Source organism: Helicobacter bilis ATCC 51630 (assembly GCF_000686565.1).
GTDB lineage: Bacteria > Campylobacterota > Campylobacteria > Campylobacterales > Helicobacteraceae > Helicobacter_A > Helicobacter_A bilis.
Genome location: NZ_JMKW01000014.1, coordinates 23,961 through 39,826, shown reverse-complemented (window position 1 = coordinate 39,826; position 15,866 = coordinate 23,961). Strand labels below are relative to the sequence as shown.

The following is a 15,866-nucleotide window of genomic DNA, read 5'->3' as shown; positions in this document are numbered from 1 at the left end:
CACAGAAAATGGAGAGATTAAAAAAAGAAATTGCAAAAGCGATTGATAAGAACTCGCCATATGTAGGATTTGCTAAAAGTTATAAAGGCAGATTGATATTGATAATAATGGTGTGCTAGAAGATGTAATTCTTACAGCAAGAGACTTTTAATGTGTTTTGGATATTTAAAAATGGCAAGTTATTTGAAGATAAAAATCTATTTATCAATAATTTAGATATTGCAGTATTACTTCTGTATATGCACCTTTTTGTGTAAAAATAATCGTGCATGATTGTCCTAATGTTTCATTTCTATATAGAATCCATAGTTGTTTAAAGTCTTTATTTTTTGTGTTATCTTTTTGCCAAAGTGTTGTTATATTGCCTTTATCGCTTTGTATAATCTCATTTTTTAGTGGCAAATTTTTAGCAATAAAGTCTAAAAATTTTAACTTTTTTAAGGCAATAAGACTTTGCTCTATATCTTTATTGTAGATAAAATATTTTCTAGCCCCACTACTCTCATCGCATGTAAATGGCAGGTCAGCAATCTTTTCCCCCTTAAATCGTCCATTCTCCAATGCCCCAAAGACAAGGCTTCTATCTGGTGGATATTCACAAAAATCAATATATGAAAACCCTGTTATAGAATCTTTTTTTAACTTAAAAGATTCTAATTTCTGTGCCATAGCTTCCTTAAAAAATGGCTCAAACTCTTTGATTATCTCTTGTGCTTGTTTTGTGCTTAACTCTTGTCTCATTAATTCTTGTGCATTTAAGCTGCTTAACATTGCACACAAAAATAATATCAAACTTTTCATACATATCCTTTAGAATCTATTTATAAAACACGCTACCCCATACATATTTTAGCGTCTTAAATCCTGCTTTTTGTGCTGCTTCAAGCACGACTTTTGCCTTTGCATAAGTTGTGATAATACATGGGGTTTTTGTAATGTTATAGAGTGTTTGAAAATATTTTGCATCCCATAGCTCTTTATTATGGGCTTGACTAAAAGCGTCTTGAAATACAATATCAAAAAAGCCAACACTAAAGCTTGATAGAATCTTAAGGGCATCGCCATGCAAATAATAAAGTGTTTGTGTGTTATTTTGATAGAGTGAATGCGTGTGAAGTGTATGTAAGATTGTTTTGCTTTGCGGGATATTATGATATGGAAAATTATAAAGTTCTTGTAAGAAATAGTCTTTTTCTGGTGAGTAAATCTCGCATGTTTGAAAGTATTTTAAACTAAGCATGGCATTATAACCAAGTCCAAAGCAAATATCTAGTATGCGTAATGGGCGAGTGAGATTCTGTGTTTGTATAGATTCTGTAAGGGTTTTTAGAATGTGTTGCAGTGGAGTTAAATCTGTGTTGATTTTATAGTATTTTTGTATGGAATCCACTTGTTTTAAAAAGGATTTTCCTGTGTTTTCATCACAAAAACTACCATGTTGCTGAAAGAATAAAGCAGGATAAATATGCTTTAATAGCGTTTCGCTATAAGCCCCAAGACTTTTTGAATGATAGCTTTGCTTATAAGTGGCGTTATAGACACTAAAGCTTTTATCTACGCCCTGAATTATATTATTATAAATTGCCATAAGTTAGAATCCGAGCATTTTAATATAAAGTTTCAATTTAAAGTCTTAACTAGAAGTTTGAATACGGGGTAAAAAAACCCTTCCAGCCAGGGACCAATGGCACACAAACATTGCAAGTGCTCTGCTATGTTCCCATCCTGAAGCGTTGCTCACAATGTCTATTGCATAGGGCTAACCAGAAAGGCGATCGCCATTATATCTCATTTTATTTTAAAACATGCTTAAAATTAGCACAACGCATCTTTTGCATCAGTATATGCGATACCAAAGGCATCACTCACACCTTTATAAGTGCATTTACCATTGTAGGTATTAAGCCCTTCTAAGATTCCGCTATCTTTTAATGCTGCTTCTTTTACACCTAGTTTTGCTATGCTTAAGCCAAAGTTAAGTGTAGAATCTGTTAAAGCCAAAGTTGCCGTTTTTGCCACAGCCCCGGGCATATTTGCCACACAATAATGCAAGATTCCATCAACATCAAACACGGGATCATTATGAGTTGTAGGTTTTGAAGTCTCAAAGCAACCGCCTTGATCGATTGCTACATCTGTAAGGATTGCTCCTGTTTTCATACATTGCAAATCATCTTTTTTTACAAGTTTTGGTGCTTTTGCACCCGGTATTAATACCGCACCAATCACCGCATCAGAATCTGCGATACTAGTAAGCAAATTAGCACGAGAGCTAAAAAGCGTGTGAATCCGCATATTAAACATTTGATCCACATACGCAAGCCTAGCCGTATCAATATCAAGTATCGTTACATCTGCACCAATTCCCACTGCAAGTTGTGCTGCATTTAATCCCACTACACCAGCACCAATAATTGTGACTTTGCCTTTTGGAGTGCCTGGAATCCCACTAAGAAGCACTCCATTGCCGCCAAAAGTTTTTTGAATATATTTTGCAGATTCTATAACTGCAAGTCGTCCAGCAATAGAACTCATAGGTGCTAAACAAGGCAATACGTTACGCACCTTAATCGTCTCGTATGCCACTGCATTAATCTTTTTTTCAAGCAACATATCAGTTAACTTTCGATCAGCAGCTAAATGTAAATAAGTGAAAAGTGTTTGTCCTTCTCTGAAATAGCTGTATTCGCTTTCAATAGGTTCTTTTACTTTTATAATCATATCGCTTTGCTTAAATAAAGTTTCTTTATCGACAATCTCAGCACCAGCCCTATGATACTCTTCATCGCTAAAACCAATCGCACTCCCAGCATCATGTTCAATAAAGATTTTGTGCCCAGCTTCTTTATATTCATGCACATTTGATGGCGTTAAACCAACGCGATATTCATGCACTTTAATTTCCTTTGGACAGCCAATAACCATAATGTCTCCTTAAAAAAGTATATATGTTGTATCCCTATAGCAACATTTTGCAACTATACACTTTGTCAATATATAGGGTTACTTTAGAGAATATAAGTCATCACAATAAACAAATACAATATAGACTATAAATTGAATGAATAAATAATTATATGTTACATTATGTAAAAAATATAGTCTTGCGGATATGTATTTTTATATCATTTTGAAACATAATTTGTAATTGCAAAATTTACCTTTAGAATCTACACGACAAAGATTTTTGCAAAGTCATTTAGATTCTCAATAAAAAGTGTGCTTTGCAAGATACAATGGAACATGGGATAATAAGCCCTTAATCCTGATTTATTATTATGTATAAAAGAAACTCAATATAACTTACTTGATATTTGTATAATATTTATTCATATTTCCAACCACACAACATAAAGGATACAAAACCTATTCACTCACCCCAAAGGCTTCGTGTATATCCACTTTGCTTTCAAATGTATAGCCTAGAAGTGAAGTCTTTTGACAATGCAGCATTAATCGCTTTGCTTTTATTAAGCTTGTTTTATTATAGATAATATCGCCTATGATTGGGTGTTTAATGCTTTTTAGATGGATTCGTATTTGATGGGTTCTACCTGTTGGAATCTGCACGGATACAAGCGTGGTATGCGTAAAGGTTTGCAAGGGTGTAACTATGCTTTGTGCGTTCAAGCCTTCGTTATCAATATGGCTTTTTGCTTTAGAATCTTTTTGTGTGCTAATCTTTTTTTCAATATTTATTTCTTCATAGAGTTTGCCCTCAATTAAGGCAAAATACATTTTTTCTACTTCTTTTTGCTTGAAAGCTTGGATTGCTTTTTGTCGCATTTTTTCATTTTTTGCAAGTAGGATTACCCCGCTTGTGTCTTTATCAAGGCGATTTATAAGCTTATAATGCGGATAGGTTTTAAGCAAACTATAGCTTTCAATCCCCACACTTTTATCAAGGGCTAGTATATCATCATCTTCAAATATCACAACACAAGGTGTAGTAAGCACCTCAAACTTTGTATTAAGTGGCAGTAAAGTCCTTGCGATAAGTAGCCTTTTACCTTTAATGCTTACCCTACCTGAATCAATTAAATCTTTTGCTTTATTTGTAGATATATTGCGTTGCAGGGCAAGTAGTTTATAGGCTTTTTCGCCTTGCTCTGTTCGCATGGGCTTTTTTGTGAGTATTTTTTGTGTTTTAGTTGTTGCATCTCTTTTAGCATGAGTTTTGTTTTTAGGTGCTTTTTTACGCTCCATAGTTCTCCTTATTTAGAATCTAGTTTTAGCCAAGCGGTTTTACTTCAAGGAAGCTCCACCAATACCACACAGAAAATAGCGTAACACACACAATGCCAACAAGGCTTAATAAAAAGCCAAAGCGTATCATATCCCATGCCTTAATTCCCCCTTGTGCAAAGACTATGGCATTAGGCGGTGTGCTAATAGGAATCATAAATGAAAAACTCGCACAAATAGTTACCACAAGCATAAGCAACACGCGAGAAGTATCACTCAAAAACGGCTGTGTGGCGACTTCTATAATAGGCAAAAGTATGGCGATTAAAGCCGTAGTTGATAAAAATCCAGTCGCTATAATAGAAAACACACAAGCAAAAAAGATAAAAGCAATGAAAGGCAGACCATCAAAACGCGCAAAAAATGAGGTAAATGCCCCGCCAAGCTCTGCTTGTGAAAACGCAGTAGCAATACAGAATCCAGCACCAAATAAAAAGATAATCTCATAAGGTATAGACTTTGTATCGTCCCAATCTAAAAAGCCAATTTTAGGGATAAACATCATTAAGCCAAAGGCAAGTAAAATGACATTTTCATTAAAGCCAAGCCCATTATAAAATGGTCGTATCGGCGAGTTTAAAAGCAATATCACAAGTAAAGCAGCAATAAAAACTAAAAGTCTTTTATGCGTACCATTTATATGGATAGAATCAAATAGGCTAAGATTAAGGGGCTCTTCACTCACACCATAAGACAGAATCTTTATCATCATAAATAGCATTAAAAATGTAAGGGGTGCCATCATAAAAATCCAAGTTGTAAAGCTGATGCCGCTTAAACCTTGAGATTCTAAAAAGCCAAGATAAATGAGATTGGGCGGACTGCCAATGGGCGTAGTAATGCCGCTAATACTTGCCCCAAAGGCTACGGCTAGTAAAAACCTTGTGCGTAAAATTTTATTATCTGTAATTGACATAGCAACAGGGAGTAATAATAGGGCAACAGTGGAGTTTGATAACGCTGTCCCAAGTGCCACAGAAGCCACACCTAAGGCGGATATAACGCCCTTTGTATTCTTTGGGAATCTTGCTAAAAACCATTTTGCTATCACTCTGTGTAGCCCTATCTTCTCTGTCGCGGTTGCTATCATAAAGCCACCTAAAAAGAGATAAATGATAGGATTAGCATAGTTTGCAGTGGCACTTTTTGTATCAAGTATGCCGAAGCTTGGGAATAAAATGATAGGAAGCAAGGATACAACGCCCATAGGCAATGCCTTATTCGTCCAAAGTGTTACAAGTAAGCCCATAATGCCTATAAGCGTTGAAACTTTCAAGGTTGCATGTAAATAGAAATATGCAAAGCAAAACACAATCGCACCTATAATAAGAGCTAAACCAACGCCAAGCAGGACGCCTAGAATCTTTTCTTGTTGTGTTGTGCTTATAGAATCTGTGTTATGTGTTTGGTTGCTTTGTTGTGATGAAATTTCTGTGTTATTTGTAGATTCTAAAGTTTTAGAATCTAGCTTTTTGTCATATTGAGCCGTAGGCGAAATATCTTCTTTAGATTCCATATGAGATACTTCGCCTAAAGGCTTAGTATGACAAATATTAGAATCTAGCTTCTCTCTATCCCTTGTGCTTGTATTTTGCATAAAACCCCTTTATAAGACTAAAAGCAAGATTATAACAAAAAAGTATCGATTACAAAAGTCCTAGATATCATTTACATGTTATTAATGAGTAAGGTTTTAGGCTAGATTCTAAACTAACCATAAGTCAAAAGCAAAGCAGTGATAGCATATATAAAATACAAAATACCATCAAGCATTTTAATACGCCATGAATAAATCGGTATCAATAAATAGCTAATAAAAAGCACAAAGCCTAGCGATAAAAGCATATAAATATCACGCAAATGCACCACATAAAGCACAATATAAGCAGCAATAATAAAAAGCGTATTGACAAGCAAGTATTTTAAACGCAACATGACAACACAAAAATGCAAAATCACAGCGACAAATAAAAAGCCATTTTCAAAAAATGGATTATTTGCTAAAGATTCTGGAAAACCCAAGTTAAAAACAGAAACAATAAAGATATATAGCCCACTCATAATTAAAGCGATAAAAAGACTGACAAAAAGCCATGAAGTCTGCCCTGCGGTTGCACTATCCATGCCACTTTTTTCAAGGCTATGCTTTAGGGGTGTATAGAGTGGGATACCGCCTTGTTCTTCATTCTTTTCTTTTTTATTTTTCTTTTTAATAGACATATTATTCTCTATTTAAGAATCTATTTCATACCAAAAGATACGACCTTTTTCAAACCATCACTCACACTCATTGACGACTTTTTCAGCTTATCTTTATGAATCCTTAATAAAAGCCCAGAAGTAGGTGGTGTAAGCGGACAAAATACCCAAAAATACTCCCCCTCTTCTTTTGTGATAAATCCTAGAATCTCCCCTTCACCAATCGTTACATAAGCAACGCCCAAATATTTATCCTTTGAGCTGCCACCTATCATGCTGACTAGATCTTTAATCGTATAATACACACTTCCCATAACAGGAATCTTAGATAGCACCCACTCCCCAAGCTTCACAAAAATGGCATTTTGACGCTTCTCAAATTTATATCCAATATAAAGGATAATCGCAAACATGACTAAGAGTAAGCCAATGCTTACAACAATGCTAGGAAGTGTTGTATCAAGATTCTCATTTGCTATCTTTTTAACAATAAAATGCACCATATCAAGTATGAGAATCCATATACCCTCCAAAATCCCAAATAAAAAGAAAAGTAGCCACACTACAACTGCAAATGGCAAAATCACCATTATGCCTTTACCCAAGATTCTAAATATTGCGTTCATATATTCCCTTTATGTATTATTTTTTTGTATTATAGGCTCTGCTTTGAGGCTTAAAGTATTAAAATCGACACCAATTATTTGAATCTGTATAACTTCATGTGTGTTTATAACGCAATCCTTACAATCAATCTCAACGCTACAATAGCCAACTTTATGCAAAGGAAAACCATAGGCGACACTCTTTCTCACCATAAAGACTAAGGCTTCATCACTAAAGGGCAATAAGCTTTGTGCGTATCGAAGCATTTTTAAGCGTTTATAATACGATTCTATAGAATCAAACTGCACTTCTCTCTTGTTGATATGGGCTAATATAGTCTTTGCTTCACGCATAATGTATTGTAATATTTTTGTGTTATTTTGTAAATGTGCTGTGATTAAGCGATGGATTAAAAGATCACTATAACGGCGAATAGGCGAAGTAAAATGCGTATAAAATGGGAATCCTAATCCAAAATGCCCGATACTATTACTCATATAGTTTGCTTTAGCAAAATGCCTTACAATGCAAAAATCAGCGATATGCCTTTTATGCTTTTTTATCGCCTCTTTTTGTAAAGCTTGTAGGGTAGTGAGCATACTATTGTGTTTTTTATTGCGTTTAGATTCTATGCTTTTAGGGCGTATATTCATATCTGCTAATATATTTAAAAGCTTATAAAAGTCCCTTTTATTTGGCTCTGCATGATTGCGATAGATTCCATGTTTTATGCTGTGTAGATACATTGCACTTGCTTGATTTGCAAGTAGCATTGCTTCTTCTACAATAGTGTGAGAAATATCTTTAGAATCTATTGTTATAGAATCTAGCCCTTCATCACTATCTACTTGCAAGGAAAAATCCCTTAATGCTAAATCGATCCCATTTTGCATACGCTTTTTGTATAATAAAACTGCAAGTTTTGAAAAAGCAAGTAAAGACTCTTCAATGGCTTGATTATTTATGGGTTTAGTTTCTAAACTTGATTCTAATGATATTTTGGGTGGGTGCAAGGTGTGGGGTGCAAAGGGGCTTTTAGAATCTTTTTTAGATTCTAGCCTTAAGTTTTGTTTTGTGTTTGTAGTGTTAGATTCTAAGTCTTTTTTAGATTCTAAAGTAAGGGATTTTTCGCTTTTCCTTAAAATGACATGGTCATTTGTTGTGTCTAGTGTTGTCATGTTGGTATCACTTGTCATGTTGAATGCGTAGCATGAAACATCTATTGTAGAATCTTGTTTTGTGTTTGTAGCATGATTTTTAGAATCTTGTATAAAATCTAGCTTACCCTCTTGTAAGCCCATAGCTTGTTTAAACATAAATTTAAGGCTAGAATCTAATCTAGATTCTAAAAAATGGCTGACTTGCTTATAATTGAGTGAAGCATGAGAGCAAATCACTGCTTTAAAGATTTGAGAATGCAGGACTTTTACATTTCTTTTATGTAGTTTTAAAGCCCAAACTAATGCTAGTCTCTTTTCATCTTGCTTTAAGGAACAAGCTTGAGAACTAAGCTGTGGTGGCAACATGGGAAAGACTTTATTTGGAAAATACAGACTAAAAGCCCTATCCCTTGCCTCTTTATCTAAAGTGCTATCCAGAGAGACATAGCTGCTTACATCAGCGATTGCTACATACAAAATGCTATGTTTAGAATCATAATAAATCGCGTCATCATGATCTTTTGCATTCACAGGGTCAATCGTGCAAAAAGGCAAATGTGTCAAATCATAGCGGAGTGTATTATCTAGTTGCTTTTTTATATGATTTTTAGGCAATGGTATAGATTCTGTATTCATAAAGCTTTTTGCCATATTTTCTGCTTCATTCAAGGCTTTTTGGCTAAAGTCTTTTGGTGTGTAGTCGTTGATATAAAGGGCTATTTCTCTATCTAAACTGCCTTGTGTGAGATTCCCTAAAACTTCTGTTATTTCATTATTTTCATTGACTGCTATGAGTGTAAATTTTGGCAGGGCTTTTAGGGCTTTTTGTGTGGCTTTTACAGGCAGTATCATGCGAGTATTAAGGGCTTGTGCTACTATTCTTTTTTTGCGTTCTGTAATCATGCAAATATGTCTTGTTACTGCATTAGATTCTGTTGTTTTATGTTTTTTAGAATCTTGTTTTATGTGGCTTGTGTGTTGATTATTTGCATAATATAGATTCTTATTCATTATCATGTTTAACCCATGTTTATAGTGTAATTCTAACTGCATGACTTTTCTATAATCATTTTTTGGAATCTCTTGATATTTTTTAGAATCTTTTTTTATTCTAATAAGCAGTAAATCATGTATTTGCAATGGCTTTTTTGAAGTGAGTGTAACATAATAGATATAAGGATTTGTTCGTATAGAATCTTTTCTTATAGAATCTTTTTGGGCTTGAAGTCTCTTATAAGATATGCTAAAAAAGGCTTCTGTTAGCATGAGTTTATAGGAAGTGTCTGTATGTGGGATTTTCTCTAGTTTTGTAACTACCATAAATTTTACATTTTTTGGTAGAAAATAATATTCACCTTTTGTAGATATAAGTTTATTTTTACATTCGTTTAAAAATGATTGTATAGGGCTACCTATCTTAATAGGCGTTTTGCTTAAAGCATGAAAAAGTGCGAGTTTCTCTGCATATTTTGTGCCATTTTTTATTGACAATTTACGCACTCCATGCTTCTATCAACGACATCATCGGCTTCTTTGCTTTGAGAGCGTAAGTAATAAGTAGATTTTAGTCCCAAACTCCATGCAAGCATATAGATTTCATGTAGCTGCTTTCCGCTTACAGAATCAAGTCGTATAAAGATATTTAGGCTTTGCCCTTGGTCTATCCACTTTTGACGCACGGCTGCTGCACGCACAAGGTCATGTTGATTAATAGAATAGGCTGATGGATAGAAGTTTATTGTTTCTAGTGTGAGATTAGGCACAACACTTTTTATCATTCCGCTTAGATTCTCTTCGTGCCATATTTGTTTATAAATAGGCTCAATAGTCTGTGTCGTCCCAACAAGTATGCTAATAGAACTTGTAGGTGCGATAGCCATTAAATAGCCATTTCTAATGCCCTCACTCTTCACTAAATTCCTTAAAGATTCCCAATCATAGTGAAAACTTCTCTCAACAATGGCTTTTGCTTTCTCGTTTGCCTTATCAATAGGGAAAATCCCCTTACTCCAGTTTGAGCCTTCATAAGTAGGATATGCCCCCCTTTCTTTTGCTAACATTGCACTTGCTTTAATCGCATTGTAGCTAATCGCCTCCATAATGCTATCAATAAGGCTAAAGTGTGCTTCACTCCCCCATAAGACAAGCTTACTTGCAAGAAGTTCAGCTTCTCCCATAACGCCCAAACCTATCGCACGATTTGCCATATTTGTTACTTTCACTTTGCGACTTGGATAGAAGTTTAAGTCAATCACATTATCAAGCATGCGAACCGCAATAGGCACAATCCGCTCAATATCTTCATGCGTATGAATCTTGCTAAGATTAATACTCGCAAGGTTACACACAGCAGTTTGCCCGCCTGTCTGCACTCTTTGTGTGTTAAATATCTTTTTGCCTTTGAGTGAATCTATACTTGTTAGCTTATTTGCCCTTTTTGTTACACCGCTATCTACAACTACTTCTTCATTCTCTTCAAAATAGATTCTCTCTCCATCATCAAACTCTACTTCAACTCTATAATGACTTGGCTCTGTATTTTGAAAAATCTCTGTGCAAAGATTACTACTGCGGATAATGCCGCTATGTGCGTTTGGATTAGCCCTATTTGCACTATCTTTAAAGCATAAAAATGGAAGTCCTGTCTCAAAATAGCTATTTAGAATCTTTTTCCATAAATCTTTTGCAGGCATACTTGATACGACCATATTAGGCATTTTCTCTAACTCTTCATAGCGACTTTTAAACTCATCTCCATAAAGATTAGTAAGCTCCCTGCAAGTATATGGATCAAAGAAACTCCACTGCAAATCTTGCAATACTCTCTCCATAAATAAATCACAAATCCATAAGGCAGGGAATAAATCATGCGTTCTTCTTCTCTCTTCACCGCTATTTTTACGCAGCTCGATAAACTCTGTTACATCATTATGCCATATCTCAATATATGTTGCTATCGCACCTTTTCTTGTGCCAAGCTGATCTACGGCGATAGCTATATCATTTGTGATTTTTAAGAATGGGATAATCCCACCCGCTGCATTCTTATGCCCATCAATAAAGCTGCCAATAGTCCTTACTTGTGAGAAATCCCAGCCAATACCACCGCCATATTTACTAAGTAATGCCATCTCTTTGTATGAATCAAAGATTCCCTCAATATTATCAGGTGTGCTACCAATATAGCATGAGCTTAATTGATGTCTTGTAGTCCTTGCATTTGAGAGTGTCGGCGTAGCACACATAACCTCAAAGTTTGATAAAGCATCATAAAATTTTATCGCCCATTCATTGCAATCCTTTTCATTCTGTGCCAAAAACATAGCTATTGCCATAAACATGTGTTGAGGTAACTCAATTGGCTTTCCATTAGAATCTTTTAGCAAGTATCTATCATAAAGCGTTTTTATACCTAGATAATTAAACTGCAAATCCCTATCAGCTACAATCTTAGAATCTAATAAGTCTAAATCAAACTTTTCTTTCAATCCCTTTAAGAGTTTGCCCTCTCTCTCTCCAACCTCAAAATACTCACGCAAATGCCTATATCCAGTAAAACGACTCACACGATGATACAAATCATATAAAAAAAGCCTAGCCGCAACAAAAGTCCAATTAGGACTAGCCACATCGATTTTATCCACCGCAGTTTTTATAAGCGTATCTTGTATTCTCTCTGTTGTTATGCCATCATAAAACTGCAATTTCGCATCAACTTCAAGCTCACTTTGACTCGTCCCGCTTAGCCCCTCTACTGCACTTGAAGTATGCTTTTGAATCTTTGTAATGTCAAGCTCTTCCATTGAGCCATTTCTTTTTATTACACATTTTGTCTGCATAGCTTCCCCTTATATACTTCTTACAATCTCATCTAAAGACATGCGAAGTCGTTTGCTTTGTGGCATATTGCGGTATCCAAGACATAAAAGCAGGCTTACTTGCTCTTTAAAGCTATCCATTTCTAAAACAGATTCTAAAGCCTTCTTATCAAAGCCCTCAATCATACATGAATCAATCCCAAGGAATGCCGCATGATTCATCATCGTAGTCGCCATAATATAGGCTTGATGCCCACTCCATAGCCCTAGCTTCTCAATATCTGCTGTATAGCCTAATGTCTCTAGCTTTCTTTGTCCATAACGCTCATTTGCATAATGCTTGATTTCTTCTTGTGTCTTTAATCGGCGAGAAAATTTATTGATAATATAATTTGTATGTGGCAGCATATCAGCTTTTAATGAAGTATAAATGATGACACAAGAAGCATCAACGATTTGATTTTGTCCCCAACATGCCTCTTTTACTCTCTCTCTCATCTCATTAGATTCTACAAGTATCATGCGTGTAGGCTCTAGCCCAAAAGAACTCGGTGCAAGCCTACCAGATTCTAAAATCGCTTGAAACTCATCATTTGGAATCTTTTTTGTCTTATCAAAAATCTTACAAGCAAAACGCAATCGCATCGCCTGTAAAAAAGCATCATTCTTCATAATTTCATGTTTCATAGTTAAACCTTTTGTGTGGAAGTAAAAAAGGCGTATTGTATCTAAAAAATCCTTTATAAAGTTTTAAAAATAAATTTTATAGGTTGTAGCCAAATATCCTAATACTTATATAATATAGCACTAAGTTCTATCTCATTTTATCTTAATTTGATACTTATAGTAACATTTTTTAATATTTTTTACACAAAATCACAAAAAAACCTTGAAAATCCTTTTTTTTTGTAGAATGCGGTTACAAACTTTTAAAGGAAAAGGACTTACTTATGAAAAAATACTTAGTTTCAGCGGTGCTTGCTAGCACACTTAGCTTCAGTGCATTGAATGCAGCAGAGGAAAACAATGGTGCGTTTTTAGGTTTAAATCTTGGTGGTATGATTACTGGGCAAATGAGTGGTGGCGTATCTTTAAACTCTTCAGTTGCAGTTGGTTTAAAAGGTGGTTATCAGGCATTTTTCTACGATAGAATTGGGGCTAGATTCTATCTTTCTGGTATCGGTGCGTTTGGTTTAATAGCTATTCCAGCTGGTGGTGCTGGCACCAATGCGAGTATGAATGTAAATCTTAGCGTTATGGCTGACTTAAACGGCGACATGCTATTTGACTTTGTAAGCGATGATGACTTTACAACTGGTATGTATTTTGGTTTCTTTGGTGGTGCGCTTATTAATACGCCTATCTATGTGCCTGCTGGTATGACAAGAGGTAATACAACCGTTGGCACAACTGCTGGTATCAATATCGGCTCAAGAACAACCGTGAAAGCTCACCATGAGTTTGATATCGGTGCAAAAGTAGGTGCAGCATTCAACATGGATGGCAAGACAACAAGCGTTGGTGCAGCAATCTATGTAGGCTCATCTTATTCATATAAATTCTAATCTTAGTTATACTCTAAGGTGTAATGCGGGATAACCTAAAGGCTTTTATCCCGTTTTGTATTAAATGTATTTTCAAAGTTAGATAACTTTTGACTTTGGATAGCTTATTTTTATAGGCTATCTTACTTCTTTTTGCTTCGTATCTTTAAACAGATTTAAATCTCAATTTTATAACGCTTTTTGCACTCCAACATTATGTAGAATTATTTTAGCATATGTTCGATCTGAAGTCTGTTTGGATTCTAAAGTCTTAGGGGCCATACAGAACGAGTTGGATTCTTTTGCAAACTCTTGTTCTACACTTATAGTTATCAAAGCCATTTAATAACACTTATAAAGAGTCCAATAGATAAAGCGATTATAGCTTTTTATTTCATGGAGATTTTAATATGTGATATTATGATTGAATGGTAGAATCTCATTTTATTCTCTTATGGCTTTTGTAAGATTTCTGTCTTTTTTTTGTAAAGCCTTATCTGCAAATAAGTGCATTAAGTCATGTTTGTTCGCCTATATCTATTATATCAAAATTAACACACCAAGTGATTATGCATTTAATTGACGAATAAGTTGTTAAAGAATGATTCTAGAGAGTTTAATAGGCAAGAAGTATAAACCAACAAGGGTTTCCTCATGATGCCAAGTGAGCTTTGTTAATATCCTAAAGGCACAAGAGAAAGGTTATTAACTTTTTTAAAGAAAGACATAAATAATGTAGTCTCTAGATCCTATACAAGCAATGAAATGCCAAATGGATAAGCTTAGAGTATTTTGAGATTTCTGCTTTAATGGGAGACAGAGAAAGAATGTGTGTTAAATATTGCTATCCAACACACAAGATTAGCTAATACATTGCTTGTTGCTTACATGTAAGCAACAAGTTTTTACTCAACAAATTCAATGATAGCCAATGTAGAAGCATCACCTCTTCTAATGCCACTTCTTTGAATACGAGTATAGCCACCATTTCTTGCAGAAAACTTAGGAGCTATTTCTGTAATCAATTTTTTAGTTGCCTTCTTATTTTGCAATTCAGCAAATACATATCTATGTGTATTAAAGTCCGCATTCTTTGACGCAGTAACAAGCTTTTCAATATAGCTTTGTAACTCTTTTGCTTTAAATACACCTGTTTCTATTCTACCATGCTCAATAAGGGCGATGCTTAGATTCTTTAACAACGCCTTTCTATGAGAAGAAGTCCTGCCTAATTTCCTATAACCATGTTTATGTCGCATATTATTCCTTTTAATTTTGTCCTTTTAATTTTGCCAAACGCTTACTTAAAGTCGTAGCTAATTCATGTGGTAAATCCGCACCAACCGCATAGCCAACTTCATTTAGCTTTGCTGTAATCTCATCAAATGAGCGTTTGCCTAAATTTTTAATATTCTTTAAATCACTCTCATTCATCAGCGCTAATTCACCGATGTATTTGATATTTGACTTCTGCAAACAATTGCTTGGTCGATGCTCTAAGTTGAGTATCTCAACACTTGATAACAATACCTTTAACTCTGGGCTATCATCATTTAAACGACCATTGCCTGTTGGCACATCACTAAGTTCCGCACCAAACACACTCATTTGAGAGTGCATAATAGCAACTGCTTCTTTGAAAGCTTCCATAGGCTCAATTTGCCCATTTGTTTCTACTTCAAATACAATCTTTTCAAAGTTGGGATTACTTTCATGTAGGACATTCTCAATGTCATACACAGCCCTTTTTACCGGCGTAAAGTCAGCATCAAGCGGTATATACTCACTACCTATTTCTTCACGGATAGTCTCACTTGCTACAAATCCTAAACCTTTATGTATTAAAATAGAGAATTTAAGCTTTGCATCACTATTAATATTTGCTAAATGTGAATCTGTGCTTAATACCGTGATATTTTCATTGCTTAAATGCTCACCACGCAATTCCATTGGACCATTAAACTCATAATGCAACTCAAATTTTTCGTGTTGTTGCATATCTTCATTTACTTTGAATTTCAAGTTTTTAATATTCACAATGAACGGCGCTACATCTTCAGCAACTCCACGCACAGTATCAAACTCATGTCGGACACCCTCAATCTTTATGCCTATTGGCGCATATCCCACAGAGCTTGATAATAGCAATCTGCGGACAGGATGAGCTATCGTAACAGCATAATGGGGTTCAAACGGATATGCGTGTAATCGAATGTGATTTGGCGCAATTTCTTCTATCTCAAGTTTTTCTGGAATATATGGTCTTACCTTTATACTTTTCATACTAAACCACC

The 15,866-nt window shown here is 35.0% G+C and carries 13 protein-coding genes and 1 other RNA gene; 1 reads left to right on the top strand and 13 read right to left on the bottom strand.

Annotation, left to right across the window (positions count from 1 at the left end):
* Nucleotides 1–204 precede the first annotated feature (204 nt).
* The 11 genes from T368_RS0103900 to T368_RS0103855 all read right to left on the bottom strand — a co-directional run bounded on the left by T368_RS0103900 (nucleotide 205) and on the right by T368_RS0103855 (nucleotide 12,715).
* Nucleotides 205–801, bottom strand: a complete 597-nt coding sequence (locus T368_RS0103900) for a hypothetical protein (RefSeq protein ID WP_004088523.1) — start codon at nucleotides 799–801, stop codon at nucleotides 205–207.
* Between the two features lie 16 nt (nucleotides 802–817).
* Nucleotides 818–1,588, bottom strand: a complete 771-nt coding sequence (locus T368_RS0103895; protein WP_004088522.1) for an MnmC family methyltransferase — start codon at nucleotides 1,586–1,588, stop codon at nucleotides 818–820.
* Nucleotides 1,589–1,668: 80 nt separating this feature from the next.
* Nucleotides 1,669–1,766, bottom strand: an RNA gene (ffs, locus tag T368_RS14805) — signal recognition particle sRNA small type.
* Nucleotides 1,767–1,815: 49 nt separating this feature from the next.
* Nucleotides 1,816–2,925: an alanine dehydrogenase gene (gene ald, locus T368_RS0103890; RefSeq protein ID WP_004088521.1), complete on the bottom strand. Its 1,110-nt coding sequence runs from the start codon at nucleotides 2,923–2,925 to the stop codon at nucleotides 1,816–1,818.
* Between the two features lie 441 nt (nucleotides 2,926–3,366).
* On the bottom strand, nucleotides 3,367–4,119 hold the full coding sequence (locus T368_RS13175; RefSeq protein WP_034566671.1) for an RluA family pseudouridine synthase: 753 nt from the start codon (nucleotides 4,117–4,119) through the stop codon (nucleotides 3,367–3,369).
* Nucleotides 4,120–4,231: 112 nt separating this feature from the next.
* The gene (locus tag T368_RS0103880; protein WP_004088519.1) at nucleotides 4,232–5,842 is read right to left on the bottom strand and encodes an SLC13 family permease; all 1,611 of its coding nucleotides are present in this window, start codon (nucleotides 5,840–5,842) and stop codon (nucleotides 4,232–4,234) included.
* Between the two features lie 113 nt (nucleotides 5,843–5,955).
* Nucleotides 5,956–6,465, bottom strand: coding sequence for a hypothetical protein (locus T368_RS0103875; RefSeq protein WP_004088517.1), 510 nt, complete (start codon nucleotides 6,463–6,465; stop codon nucleotides 5,956–5,958).
* A 20-nt stretch (nucleotides 6,466–6,485) separates the two neighbouring features.
* Nucleotides 6,486–7,070, bottom strand: coding sequence for a DUF502 domain-containing protein (locus tag T368_RS0103870; protein WP_004088515.1), 585 nt, complete (start codon nucleotides 7,068–7,070; stop codon nucleotides 6,486–6,488).
* Nucleotides 7,071–7,079: 9 nt separating this feature from the next.
* Entirely contained in the window at nucleotides 7,080–9,710 is a 2,631-nt protein-coding gene (locus tag T368_RS14480; protein WP_155266236.1) for an RNB domain-containing ribonuclease, read from the bottom strand.
* Entirely contained in the window at nucleotides 9,692–12,049 is a 2,358-nt protein-coding gene (locus T368_RS0103860) for a ribonucleoside-diphosphate reductase subunit alpha (protein WP_004088512.1), read from the bottom strand. The genes T368_RS14480 and T368_RS0103860 overlap by 19 nt, the downstream gene beginning before the upstream one ends.
* A gap of 9 nt (nucleotides 12,050–12,058) precedes the next feature.
* Entirely contained in the window at nucleotides 12,059–12,715 is a 657-nt protein-coding gene (locus T368_RS0103855; RefSeq protein WP_004088510.1) for an NAD(P)H-dependent oxidoreductase, read from the bottom strand.
* A 263-nt stretch (nucleotides 12,716–12,978) separates the two neighbouring features.
* Here T368_RS0103855 and T368_RS0103850 point away from each other — a divergent pair, with 263 nt between their 5' ends.
* The gene (locus tag T368_RS0103850) at nucleotides 12,979–13,593 is read left to right on the top strand and encodes an outer membrane beta-barrel protein (RefSeq protein ID WP_004088508.1); all 615 of its coding nucleotides are present in this window, start codon (nucleotides 12,979–12,981) and stop codon (nucleotides 13,591–13,593) included.
* 884 nt (nucleotides 13,594–14,477) lie between these two features.
* Here T368_RS0103850 and rplQ read toward each other — a convergent pair.
* Nucleotides 14,478–14,831, bottom strand: a complete 354-nt coding sequence (gene rplQ, locus T368_RS0103845; protein WP_004088500.1) for a 50S ribosomal protein L17 — start codon at nucleotides 14,829–14,831, stop codon at nucleotides 14,478–14,480.
* Nucleotides 14,832–14,841: 10 nt separating this feature from the next.
* Complete coding sequence (locus tag T368_RS0103840; protein ID WP_004088498.1) at nucleotides 14,842–15,855, bottom strand: DNA-directed RNA polymerase subunit alpha; 1,014 nt, start codon at nucleotides 15,853–15,855, stop codon at nucleotides 14,842–14,844.
* Nucleotides 15,856–15,866: the final 11 nt, after the last annotated feature.